Genomic DNA, 11,705 nt, shown 5'->3' on the forward strand with positions numbered 1-11,705 from the left:
GGTTGTCACGAAGCGTTTAATTGAACACAATAAATGCGATGAATGAGTCTAGATTTAATCATAAGAAATATTTGGGTGTTACACCCTTTTTCAACCCGTAATTTGGGTTTTTGGCTTTCAGGCCGTATTTTGCCGCGGAGCGGCACTGCATTTGCTTCCAGGGTGGAAACAGGGAATTCAGGAGAAAACGTGACAAAGATCCGCCAGTTATGTTTAGTCAGTTTAATGCTGACCAGCGGGATTGCCAGCGCGGCGAATGTCCGTTTGCAGGTTGAGGGGTTATCCGGGGCGCTGGAAAAAAACGTGCGTGCGCAGCTTTCTACCATCCAGAGCGATGAGGTCACGCCGGATCGGCGTTTTCGCGCGCGCGTGGATGACGCCATCCGCGAAGGCTTAAAGGCGTTGGGGTACTACGAACCCACCATCGATTTCGATTTACGCCCGCCGCCGGCGAAAGGACGCCAGGTGTTGATTGCCCGCGTCTCGCCGGGCGAACCCGTCCTGATTGGCGGCACGAACGTGGTGTTGCGCGGCGGTGCGCGCACCGATCGGGACTACCTGGATCTGCTCAGCACCCGTCCGAAAGTGGGCACCGTGCTCAATCACGGGGATTACGATCGTTTTAAAAAATCCTTAACCAGCGTTTCGCTGCGCAAAGGCTACTTCGACAGCCGGTTCAACAAAAGCCAGCTGGGCGTTGCGCTTGAGCGACGTCAGGCATTCTGGGATATCGATTACGACAGCGGCGAGCGCTACCGGTTTGGCGATGTGACCTTCGAAGGATCGCAAATCCGTGACGAGTATCTGCAAAATCTGGTGCCGTTTAAAAAGGGCGACTACTACCAGTCCAGCGACCTGGGCGAGCTGAACCGTCGTTTGTCCGCGACGGGCTGGTTTAACTCCGTGGTGGTAGCGCCGGAATTTGATAAATCCCGTAAAACGAAAGTGTTACCGCTGCATGGCGTGGTCTCTCCGCGCACCGAGAACACCATTGAGACCGGTGTCGGCTACTCCACGGACGTCGGCCCGCGCGTGAAAGCCTCATGGAAAAAACCGTGGATGAACTCCTACGGCCACAGCCTGACCACCAGCGTCAGCCTGTCTGCGCCTGAACAGCAGCTGGACTTCAGCTATAAAATGCCGCTGCTGAAAAATCCGCTTGAGCAATACTACCTCGTGCAGGGCGGCTTTAAGCGTACCGATTTGAACGATACCGAGCAGGACTCGACGACGCTTGCGGTATCACGCTTCTGGGATCTCTCCAGCGGCTGGCAGCGCGCCATTAACCTGCGCTGGAGCCTCGACCACTTTACCCAGGCAAACGTCACCAACACCACCATGCTGCTTTATCCGGGCGTGATGATCAGCCGTACCCGCTCGCGCGGTGGCCTGATGCCGACCTGGGGCGATTCTCAGCGCTACTCCATCGATTACTCCAACACCGCCTGGGGCTCCGACGTAGACTTCTCCGTCTTTCAGGCGCAAAACGTCTGGATCCGCACGCTGTACGACAAACACCGCTTTGTGATGCGCGGTAATCTCGGCTGGATCGAAACCGGTGATTTCGAACGCGTCCCGCCGGATCTGCGCTTCTTCGCCGGGGGCGACCGCAGCATTCGCGGGTATAAGTACAAATCGATCTCACCTGAAAACGACAAAGGCCAGTTGACCGGGGCGTCAAAACTGGCGACTGGCTCGCTGGAGTACCAGTACAACGTCAGCGGCAAGTGGTGGGGAGCGATGTTCGTTGACGGCGGTGAAGCGGTGAACGATATCCGCCGCAGCGATTTCAAAACCGGCGCGGGCGTAGGCGTGCGCTGGCAGTCACCGGTCGGGCCCATCAAGCTCGATTTCGCCGTTCCGGTGGGCGACAAAGACGAACACGGTTTACAGTTTTACATCGGTCTGGGGCCTGAATTATGAGTTTATGGAAGAAGATAAGCCTCGGGGTGCTGATTTTTATCGTATTACTGCTCGGTACGGTGGCGTTTCTGGTGGGCACCACCACGGGCCTGCATTTGCTGTTTAACGCCGCGAACCGCTGGGTGCCGGGGCTGGAAATCGGCCAGGTAACGGGCGGCTGGCGCGATCTGCGCCTGAAAAATATCCGTTATGAACAGCCCGGCGTGGCGGTGAACGCGGGCGAGTTTCATCTGGCGGTCAAGCTCGGCTGCCTGCGGGACAGCCAGCTGTGCGTAAACGATCTGTCGCTAAAAGACGTTAGCGTGGCGATAGATTCCAAAAAAATGCCGAAGTCCGAGCCTGTCGAAGAAGAGGACAGCGGCCCGCTGAACCTCTCCACGCCGTACCCGATTGCGCTTTACCGGGTCGCACTGGATAACGTGAATATCAAAATCGACGACACGACGGTATCCGTGATGGATTTCACCTCCGGTCTGCGCTGGCAGGAGAAAAACCTCACCCTGACCCCAACCTCCCTGCAAGGGCTGCTGATTGCGCTACCGAAGGTGGCCGACGTGGCGCAGGAAGAGATCGTCGAGCCGAAGATCCAGAACCCGCAGCCGGAAGAAAAACCGCTGGGCGAAACGCTGAAAGATCTCTTCTCGAAATCGGTTCTGCCGGAGATGACCGATGTGCATCTGCCGCTGAACCTCAATATCGAAGAGTTTAAGGGCGAGCAGTTGCGTCTGACCGGCGATACCGATCTGACGGTCTTCAACATGCTGCTTAAAGTCAGCAGTATCGACGGCAACATGAAGCTCGACGCGCTGGATATTGATACTAACCAGGGGTCGGTCAACGCCTCAGGCAATGCGCTGCTGCGCGACAACTGGCCGGTAGATATTACGCTGAACAGCGCCCTGAACATCGATCCGCTGAAAGGCGAAAAGGTGAAGGTGAAAGTCGGCGGCGCGCTGCGCGAGAAGCTGGAGTTCGGCGTGAACCTCTCCGGACCGGTGGATATGGTGCTGCGCGGGCAAACCCAGCTGGCAGAGGCCGGTTTACCGCTCAACCTTGAGGTTGTCAGCAAGCAGCTTTACTGGCCGTTCACCGGCGAAAAACAGTTCCAGGCTGACGATCTGAAGCTGAAGCTGAGTGGCAAAATGACCGACTACACGCTGTCGTTCCGCACAGCAGTGAAGGGGCAGGGGGTACCGCCCGCCGATATCACCCTGGATGCGAAGGGTAACGAGTTGCAGGTTAACCTCGACAAGCTGACCGTGGCGGCGCTGGAAGGAAAAACCGAGCTGACCGCGCTGCTCGACTGGCAGCAGGCGATCAGCTGGCGCGGCGAGCTGAAGCTGACCGGGATCAACACCGCTAAAGAGGTCCCGGACTGGCCGTCAAAACTGGATGGCCTGATCAAAACCCGCGGTAGCCTGTACGGTGGCACCTGGCAGATGGACGTGCCGGAACTCAAGCTCACCGGCAACGTGAAGCAGAACAAAGTCAACGTAGAGGGCTCGCTTAAGGGCAACAGCTATCTCCAGTGGGTGATCCCGGGCCTGCACGTGGCGCTGGGTCGCAACACGGCGGATATTAAAGGCGAGCTGGGCGTGAAAGACCTCAATCTGGATGCCACCATCGACGCGCCAAATCTCGATAACGCCCTGCCGGGTCTTGGCGGCACGGCGAAGGGGTTAGTGAAGGTTCGCGGTACGGTGGAGGCGCCGCAGCTGCTGGCGGACATCACCGCCAATAACCTGCGCTGGCAGGAACTTTCTATTGCCCGCGTACGTGTCGAGGGAGACGTGAAATCCACCGATCAGATCGGCGGAAACCTGAATCTGCGCGTGGAGCGTATCTCTCAGCCGGACGTGAACATCAGTCTGGTCACGCTGGCGGCAAAAGGTAACGAAAAGCAGCACGATCTCCAGCTACGCGTGCAGGGCGAGCCGGTCTCCGGGCAGCTGCACCTGACGGGCAGTTTTGACCGCCAGGCGACGCGCTGGAAAGGCGTGCTGGATAACACCCGCTTCAGCACGCCGGTCGGCCCGCTGGTGCTGTCGCGGTCTGTCGCGCTGGATTACCGCAACGCGGAGCAAAAGATCAGCATTGGGCCACACTGCTGGACCAACCCGAATGCTGAGCTGTGCGTGCCGCAGACCATTGATGCGGGCGCGGAAGGACATGCGCAGATCAACCTCAACCGTTTCGACCTGGCGATGCTGAAACCGTTTATGCCGGAAACCACCCAGGCCAGCGGGGTCTTCAGCGGCAAAGCGGACGTCGCGTGGGACATCACCAAAGAGGGACTGCCGCAGGGCAGCGTTACCCTCTCCGGGCGTAACGTGAAGGTGACGCAGGAGGTCAATGACGCGCCGCTGCCGGTGGCGTTCGACACCCTGAATGTGAACGCTGACCTGCGTAACAATCGTGCGGAACTGGGATGGCTGATCCGCCTGACCAACAACGGTCAGTTTGACGGACAGGTGCAAATTACCGATCCGCAAGGGCGGCGCAATCTCGGCGGCAACGTCAATATTCGCAACTTCAACCTGGCGATGGTGAATCCGATCTTCTCGCGGGGAGAAAAGGCGGCGGGGATGCTCAGCGCCAACCTGCGTCTGGCGGGGGATGCGCAAAGCCCACAGCTGTTTGGCCAGATGCGGTTAAACGGCGTGGACATTGACGGTAACTTTATGCCGTTCGATATGCAGCCAAGCCAGCTGACGATGAACTTTAACGGCCAAAGCTCAACCCTCAGTGGCTCAGTGCTGACGCAGCAGGGACAAATCAACCTGAGCGGTGACGCAGACTGGAGCCAGCTCGACAACTGGCGCGCCCGTATTGCGGCCAAGGGCAGCAGGGTGCGTATCACGGTACCGCCGATGGTGCGCCTGGACGTGTCGCCAGACGTGGTCTTTGAGGCAACGCCGAGTCTCTTCACCCTGGACGGCCGTGTTGACGTACCGTGGGCGCGCATCGTGGTTCACGAGGTGCCGGAAAGCGCGGTTGGCGTCGCCAGTGACGAAGTTATGCTCAATGAAAATCTGAAACCTGTTGAACAGAAGAGCGCTGGCATACCGATCAATAGTAATCTTATCGTGCACGTGGGGAATAACGTGCGTTTGGACGCGTTTGGGCTGAAGGCGAGACTCACGGGTGACCTGAAAGTGGCGCAGGATCAACAGGGACTTGGCCTCAATGGACAAATCAATATTCCTGAAGGGCGCTTCCATGCCTACGGGCAGGATTTGATTGTGCGTAAAGGCGAGCTGCTGTTCTCCGGTCCACCGGATCAGCCGGTACTCAATATCGAAGCGATCCGTAACCCGGAAGCCACCGAAGATGATGTGATTGCAGGCGTGCGCGTGACGGGCTCCGCCGATGAACCTAAGGCAGAGATCTTCTCTGACCCGGCCATGTCGCAACAGGAAGCGCTCTCTTACCTCCTTCGCGGCCAGGGTCTGGATAGCCAACAGGGCGATGGTGCGGCAATGACATCAATGTTAGTCGGTCTGGGGGTTGCACAAAGTGGTCAGGTTGTGGGTAAAATCGGCGAGACGTTTGGCGTAAGCAATCTGGCGCTGGACACTCAGGGCGTGGGTGACTCTTCGCAGGTAGTGGTCAGCGGCTATGTACTGCCGGGTCTACAGGTAAAATATGGCGTGGGGATCTTTGACTCACTGGCTACACTCACGTTACGTTATCGCCTGATGCCTAAGCTATATCTGGAAGCAGTGTCCGGCGTAGACCAGGCACTTGATCTGCTCTATCAGTTTGAGTTTTAGCAATGCGAATATTTGTTTACGGCAGTTTACGAACCAGGCAAGGCAACAGCCACTGGATGACCAACGCCCAGTTGCTGGGAAATTACACAATCGAAAACTACCAGTTGTACAGTCTGGGCCACTATCCAGGCGCGGTTCCGGGGAACGGAACGGTACAGGGTGAGGTTTATCGTATTGATAATGCCACGCTGGCCGAACTTGATGCCTTGCGCACCAGGGGCGGTGAATACGCTCGCCAGTTGATCCAGACGCCTTACGGCAGTGCATGGATGTACGTGTACCAACGTTCGGTCGACGGGTTAACGTTGATTGAAAGCGGTAACTGGTTAGACAGAGACCAGTTCTGAAAAACGACAACGCCACCGTAAGGTGGCGTTGTCGTTTTGCGCCGTAGGCCCGTGCAAGCGTAGCGCCGCCGGGCGATACTCCTCAATCGCACGGGTTACCAGGAGCGACAGGCACAAAAAAGCCCCGACGCGCGAGGCTTAGTCTCAGCAGTAAGAATTACTTCTTAGCAGCACGTTCGAAAGAGGCGATGATTTCTGCTTTCGCCGCTTCTGCGTTATCCCAGCCTTCAACTTTAACCCATTTGCCTTTTTCGAGATCTTTGTAGTGCTCGAAGAAGTGGGCGATCTGCGCTTTCAGCAGCTCTGGCAGGTCGTTCACATCTTTAATGTGATCGTACTCTTTGCTCAGCTTGGTGTGCGGTACGGCAACCAGTTTCGCATCTTCACCCGCTTCGTCAGTCATTTTCAGCACGCCAACAGGACGGCAGCGAATGACGGAACCTGGCTGCAATGGATATGGCGTTGGGACCAGTACGTCAACCGGGTCACCGTCCAGAGACAGAGTGTGGTTGATGTAGCCGTAGTTGCACGGATAGAACATGGCGGTAGACATGAAACGGTCAACGAACAGCGCACCGGTGTCTTTGTCGATTTCGTATTTGATTGGATCTGCGTTGGCCGGGATTTCGATCACAACGTAGATGTCTTCTGGCAGTTCTTTACCCGCAGGGACGTTGAGTAAGCTCATGTCGGTGTCCTTTAAAATGGATGGTAAACAAGTGGCAGGTATTATAGCCAACTGGCGCTGAAAGTCTCCGCCTGTTTTCGTCTTCTCTCCCTCGCGCCTTCACTTTTCAGACCGTTTCCATGACAGGATAATCCATAAACTCAGCCGCATTTTAAATGTTGAAATGAAAGCGATTACAAACTTGTGATTAACGTTTTATTCACTTTTCTGAAGTGTGATGTAACGCAATCCGTAACATATTCCATTGGCTATAGTTCATCCGCGGAACATCTTTTAACCAACAATAACCTACCCTACGAGGACGTTCATATGTGGAAGCGCTTACTTCTTGTTACAGCAGTTTCGGCAGCCATGTCGTCTATGGCGATGGCCGCACCCTTAACCGTTGGATTTTCGCAGGTCGGATCTGAATCTGGCTGGCGCGCCGCTGAAACGAATGTGGCGAAAAGTGAGGCCGAAAAGCGCGGTATTACGCTGAAAATCGCCGATGGTCAGCAAAAGCAAGAGAACCAGATTAAAGCGGTGCGCTCGTTTATCGCTCAGGGCGTGGATGCCATCTTTATTGCCCCGGTTGTCGCCACGGGCTGGGAGCCGGTGCTGAAGGAAGCCAAAGATGCTGAAATTCCGGTCTTCCTGCTCGACCGTTCCATCGACGTAAAAGACAAATCTCTCTATATGACCACCGTCACCGCCGATAACGTGCTGGAAGGCAAACTGATTGGTGACTGGCTGGTGAAGCAGGTGGATGGCAAGCCGTGTAACGTGGTTGAGTTGCAGGGCACCGTCGGGGCGAGCGTGGCTATCGACCGTAAGAAAGGTTTCGCGGAGGCCATCGCCAAAGCACCAAACATTAAGATCATCCGTTCTCAGTCCGGCGACTTCACCCGTAGTAAGGGTAAAGAGGTCATGGAAAGCTTCATCAAGGCAGAAAATAACGGCAAAAATATCTGCATGGTTTACGCCCACAACGACGACATGGTGATCGGCGCCATCCAGGCCATCAAAGAAGCGGGCCTGAAGCCGGGCAAAGATATCCTCACCGGCTCGATCGACGGCGTACCGGACATCTACAAAGCGATGATTGACGGCGAAGCGAACGCCAGCGTGGAGCTGACGCCAAATATGGCGGGCCCGGCATTCGATGCGCTGGAGAAATTCAAGAAAGACGGCACCCAGCCTGAGAAGTTGACCATCACCAAATCCACGCTCTACCTGCCGGACACGGCGAAAGAAGAGTTAGAGAAGAAGAAAAATATGGGCTACTGATCCAGTGAAATTGCCGGGTGGCGCTGCGCTTACCCGGCTTACGATACGCTCTTTTGTAGGCCGGATAAGCGTAGCGTCATCCGGCCTGATGCAGGGGGAAACCATGACCACCGAACAACACCAGGAAATCCTCCGCACAGAGGGCCTGAGTAAATTTTTCCCTGGCGTTAAGGCGCTGGATAACGTTGATTTCAGCCTGCGGCGTGGGGAGATCATGGCGTTGCTCGGCGAAAACGGGGCGGGGAAGTCGACGCTGATTAAAACCCTGACCGGGGTCTATCACGCCGATCGCGGCGCTATCTGGCTGGAAGGTAACGCCATTTCGCCCAAAAACACCGCGCATGCCCAGCAACTGGGGATCGGCACGGTCTACCAGGAAGTGAACCTGCTGCCAAACATGTCGGTAGCGGATAACCTGTTTATTGGCCGCGAACCCAGACGTTTTGGCCTGCTGCGCCGCAAAGAGATGGAAGCGCGCGCCGCGAAGCTGATGGAATCGTATGGCTTCTCTCTCGACGTGCGCGAACCGCTGAACCGTTTTTCCGTAGCGATGCAGCAAATCGTCGCGATCTGTCGCGCTATCGATCTCTCGGCGAAAGTGCTGATCCTCGATGAACCCACCGCCAGCCTCGATACCCAGGAAGTGGAGATGCTTTTTACCCTGATGCGCCAGCTGCGTAATCAGGGCGTCAGCCTGATTTTCGTGACGCATTTCCTCGATCAGGTTTACGAGGTGAGCGACCGTATAACGGTGCTGCGCAACGGCAGCTTTGTCGGCTGCCGGGAAACCCGCGAGCTGCCGCAGATAGAGCTGGTCAAAATGATGCTGGGCCGCGAGCTCGAGACCAACGCGCTTCAGCGCGCGGGCCGTACGCTGCTGAGCGAAAAACCGATCGCCGCGTTTCACGATTACGGCAGAAAAGGGACCATCGCGCCGTTTAACCTCGAGGTACGCCCCGGTGAAATTGTGGGTCTGGCGGGGCTGTTAGGCTCCGGGCGCACCGAAACCGCCGAAGTCATCTTCGGGATCAAACCTGCCGACAGCGGAACGGCGCTGATCAAAGGCAAACCACAAACGCTACGTTCACCGCATCAGGCGTCGTGCCTCGGCGTGGGCTTCTGCCCGGAGGACAGGAAAACGGACGGGATTATTGCCGCCGCCTCGGTGCGGGAAAACATCATTCTGGCGCTACAGGCCCAGCGCGGCTGGCTGCGTCCGATCCCTAAGCGCGAGCAGAACGCGATTGCCGAGCGCTTCATCCGCCAGCTCGGTATACGTACCCCGAGCGCGGAACAGCCCATCGAGTTCCTCTCGGGCGGTAATCAGCAGAAGGTTCTCCTCTCGCGCTGGCTGCTCACCAAGCCGCAGTTCCTGATCCTCGACGAGCCCACGCGCGGTATCGACGTGGGCGCGCATGCCGAAATCATCCGGCTTATCGAAACGCTTTGCGCGGACGGTCTGGCGCTGCTGGTGATCTCGTCCGAGCTGGAGGAACTGGTCGGCTATGCCGATCGCGTCATCATCATGCGCGATCGCAGGCAGGTGGCAGAGATCCCGCTGGATAAACTGTCGGTACCGGCGATCATGAATGCCATCGCGGCGTAAGGAGTCAAATGTGATGTCCCGTTCTCTTTCGCAAACTGGCGAAGCGAAGCGCCGCTTCACCTGGCCGACCGGCACGCCGCAAATCGTGGCGCTGCTGCTGGTGCTGCTGGTGGATAGCCTGGTGGCTCCGCATTTTTTCCAGATCGTCGTGCAGGATGGCCGCCTGTTTGGTAGCCCGATCGATATTTTAAACCGTGCCGCGCCCGTGGCGCTGCTGGCGATTGGTATGACGCTGGTCATTGCCACCGGCGGGATCGACCTCTCCGTCGGTGCGGTAATGGCGATTGCGGGCGCCACCGCCGCCTCGATGACCGTCGCCGGGCACAGCCTGCCGGTGGTCCTGCTGGCCGCGCTGGGTTCCGGCGTGCTTGCCGGGCTGTGGAACGGCATTTTGGTTGCGGTGCTCAAGATCCAGCCGTTTGTCGCGACGTTGATTTTGATGGTGGCCGGGCGCGGTGTGGCGCAGCTTATCACCTCCGGTCAAATCGTCACCTTTAACTCCCCGAGCCTGGCGTGGATAGGCAGCGGTAATTTTCTGTTCTTCCCGACGCCGGTGATCGTCGCGCTGGTGACGCTGGTGGTGTTCTGGCTTTTCACCCGCAAAACGGCGCTCGGGATGTTCATCGAAGCGGTGGGGATTAACATTCGGGCCGCGAAAAACGCCGGGGTAAATACGCGGCTGATGGTGATGCTGACTTACGTGCTGAGCGGCGTCTGTGCTGCGATTGCCGGGGTGATCGTGGCCGCCGATATTCGCGGAGCGGATGCCAATAACGCCGGACTCTGGCTCGAGCTGGATGCGATCCTCGCGGTGGTTATCGGCGGTGGATCGCTGATGGGCGGACGTTTTAATCTGCTGCTCTCGGTGGTGGGGGCGTTGATTATTCAGGGTATGAATACCGGTATTTTGCTCTCCGGGTTCCAGCCGGAGCTGAATCAGGTCGTCAAAGCGGTCGTGGTGCTTATCGTGCTTATCGTGCAGTCGCCGCGCTTTATCACTCTCATTAAGGGGTTCCGCGGTCATGATAAAACGTAATTTGCCGTTAATGATCACGCTGGGTGTGTTCGTGCTGGGGTACCTCTACTGCCTGACCCAGTTCCCGGGCTTCGCCTCCACGCGGGTGATCTGCAACATCCTGACCGACAATGCCTTTTTAGGCATTATCGCCGTCGGCATGACGTTTGTGATCCTCTCCGGCGGGATCGACCTCTCCGTTGGGTCGGTGATCGCCTTTACCGGCGTGTTCCTTGCCAAGGCGATTGGCTTTTGGGGGATTTCGCCGCTGCTGGCTTTTCCGCTGGTGCTGGTCATGGGCTGCGCGTTCGGCGCCTTTATGGGGCTTTTGATCGATGCGCTGAAAATCCCGGCCTTTATCATCACCCTCGCCGGGATGTTCTTCCTGCGCGGCGTGAGCTATCTGGTGTCGGAGGAGTCAATTCCAATTAACCATCCGATCTACGACACGCTCTCCAGTCTGGCGTGGAAAATCCCCGGCGGGGGGCGCCTGAGCGCAATGGGGCTGCTGATGCTGGGCGTGGTGGTGATCGGGATTTTCCTCGCCCACCGTACCCGATTTGGTAACCAGGTTTATGCCATTGGCGGCAGCGCCACGTCCGCGAACCTGATGGGAATTTCCACGCGCAGCACGACTATTCGCATCTACATGCTTTCGACCGGGCTGGCCACCCTCGCGGGGATTGTATTCTCGGTTTATACCCAGGCAGGCTATGCCCTGGCGGGGGTGGGCGTTGAGCTGGACGCCATTGCCTCGGTAGTGATTGGCGGTACGCTGCTCAGCGGCGGAGTGGGGACAGTCCTCGGCACGCTGTTTGGCGTGGCGATCCAGGGGCTGATTCAGACCTATATCAACTTCGACGGCACGCTCAGCTCCTGGTGGACCAAAATCGCCATCGGCATTCTGCTGTTTATTTTTATCGCGCTCCAGCGCGGCCTGACGGTGCTGTGGGAGAACCGGCAGAGCTCGCCTGTTACCCGGGTGAATACATCTTTAACAGAGCGATAACATGCTGAAATTGCTTAAACTCTAAACATTTTCCGGTAGCGGCCGATATTCTTTTTTTATGCCCAGAAATATCTCGCT

The 11,705-nt window shown here is 57.2% G+C and carries 8 protein-coding genes; 7 read left to right on the top strand and 1 reads right to left on the bottom strand.

Features of this window, described 5'->3' with window-relative positions; translation table 11 throughout:
• The first annotated feature begins 189 nt into the window (after positions 1–189).
• From tamA to IMQ56_RS12105, 3 genes are read left to right on the top strand one after another with little or no spacing between them, the layout of a single operon-like run.
• Complete coding sequence (gene tamA, locus IMQ56_RS12095) at positions 190–1,923, top strand: autotransporter assembly complex protein TamA (protein ID WP_017694656.1); 1,734 nt, start codon at positions 190–192, stop codon at positions 1,921–1,923.
• Positions 1,920–5,696, top strand: a complete 3,777-nt coding sequence (tamB, locus tag IMQ56_RS12100) for an autotransporter assembly complex protein TamB (protein WP_196064027.1) — start codon at positions 1,920–1,922, stop codon at positions 5,694–5,696. Before tamA ends, tamB begins: the two co-directional genes overlap by 4 nt.
• Positions 5,697–5,698: 2 nt before the next feature.
• Positions 5,699–6,043 (top strand): gamma-glutamylcyclotransferase, encoded by a 345-nt coding sequence (locus IMQ56_RS12105; RefSeq protein WP_017383925.1) that lies wholly within the window; start codon positions 5,699–5,701, stop codon positions 6,041–6,043.
• Between the two features lie 157 nt (positions 6,044–6,200).
• Here IMQ56_RS12105 and ppa read toward each other — a convergent pair whose 3' ends face one another.
• Positions 6,201–6,731, bottom strand: a complete 531-nt coding sequence (ppa, locus tag IMQ56_RS12110; protein WP_006810347.1) for an inorganic diphosphatase — start codon at positions 6,729–6,731, stop codon at positions 6,201–6,203.
• A gap of 309 nt (positions 6,732–7,040) precedes the next feature.
• On the opposite strand from ppa, the gene ytfQ reads away from it, so the two are divergent.
• The 4 genes from ytfQ (at position 7,041) to yjfF (ending at position 11,627) form a co-directional block, all read left to right on the top strand.
• On the top strand, positions 7,041–7,997 hold the full coding sequence (ytfQ, locus tag IMQ56_RS12115; protein ID WP_017383924.1) for a galactofuranose ABC transporter substrate-binding protein YtfQ: 957 nt from the start codon (positions 7,041–7,043) through the stop codon (positions 7,995–7,997).
• A gap of 103 nt (positions 7,998–8,100) precedes the next feature.
• Positions 8,101–9,603, top strand: coding sequence for a galactofuranose ABC transporter, ATP-binding protein YtfR (ytfR, locus tag IMQ56_RS12120; RefSeq protein ID WP_017383923.1), 1,503 nt, complete (start codon positions 8,101–8,103; stop codon positions 9,601–9,603).
• Positions 9,604–9,613: 10 nt separating this feature from the next.
• On the top strand, positions 9,614–10,639 hold the full coding sequence (ytfT, locus tag IMQ56_RS12125) for a galactofuranose ABC transporter, ATP-binding protein YtfT (protein ID WP_162270633.1): 1,026 nt from the start codon (positions 9,614–9,616) through the stop codon (positions 10,637–10,639).
• Positions 10,626–11,627 carry a galactofuranose ABC transporter, permease protein YjfF gene (yjfF, locus tag IMQ56_RS12130; RefSeq protein ID WP_017383921.1) on the top strand — a complete coding sequence of 334 codons (1,002 nt, stop codon included), beginning with the start codon at positions 10,626–10,628 and terminating at the stop codon, positions 11,625–11,627. The genes ytfT and yjfF overlap by 14 nt, the downstream gene beginning before the upstream one ends.
• The last annotated feature ends 78 nt before the right edge of the window (positions 11,628–11,705 follow it).

Origin of the sequence: Enterobacter sp. Res13-Sevr-PEC09-46, from assembly GCF_015672585.1 — a bacterium.
Classification (GTDB): Bacteria; Pseudomonadota; Gammaproteobacteria; order Enterobacterales; family Enterobacteriaceae; genus Enterobacter; species Enterobacter hormaechei_C.

What these genes read in the sequence shown, in the direction of transcription:
- ytfR (WP_017383923.1), top strand. Translation starts at nt 8,101, where the DNA reads ATGACCACCGAACAACACCAGGAAATCCTCCGCACAGAGGGCCTGAGT.
- tamB (WP_196064027.1), top strand. Translation starts at nt 1,920, where the DNA reads ATGAGTTTATGGAAGAAGATAAGCCTCGGGGTGCTGATTTTTATCGTA.
- yjfF (WP_017383921.1), top strand. Translation starts at nt 10,626, where the DNA reads ATGATAAAACGTAATTTGCCGTTAATGATCACGCTGGGTGTGTTCGTG.
- IMQ56_RS12105 (WP_017383925.1), top strand. Translation starts at nt 5,699, where the DNA reads ATGCGAATATTTGTTTACGGCAGTTTACGAACCAGGCAAGGCAACAGC.
- ppa (WP_006810347.1), bottom strand. Translation starts at nt 6,731, where the DNA reads ATGAGCTTACTCAACGTCCCTGCGGGTAAAGAACTGCCAGAAGACATC.
- ytfQ (WP_017383924.1), top strand. Translation starts at nt 7,041, where the DNA reads ATGTGGAAGCGCTTACTTCTTGTTACAGCAGTTTCGGCAGCCATGTCG.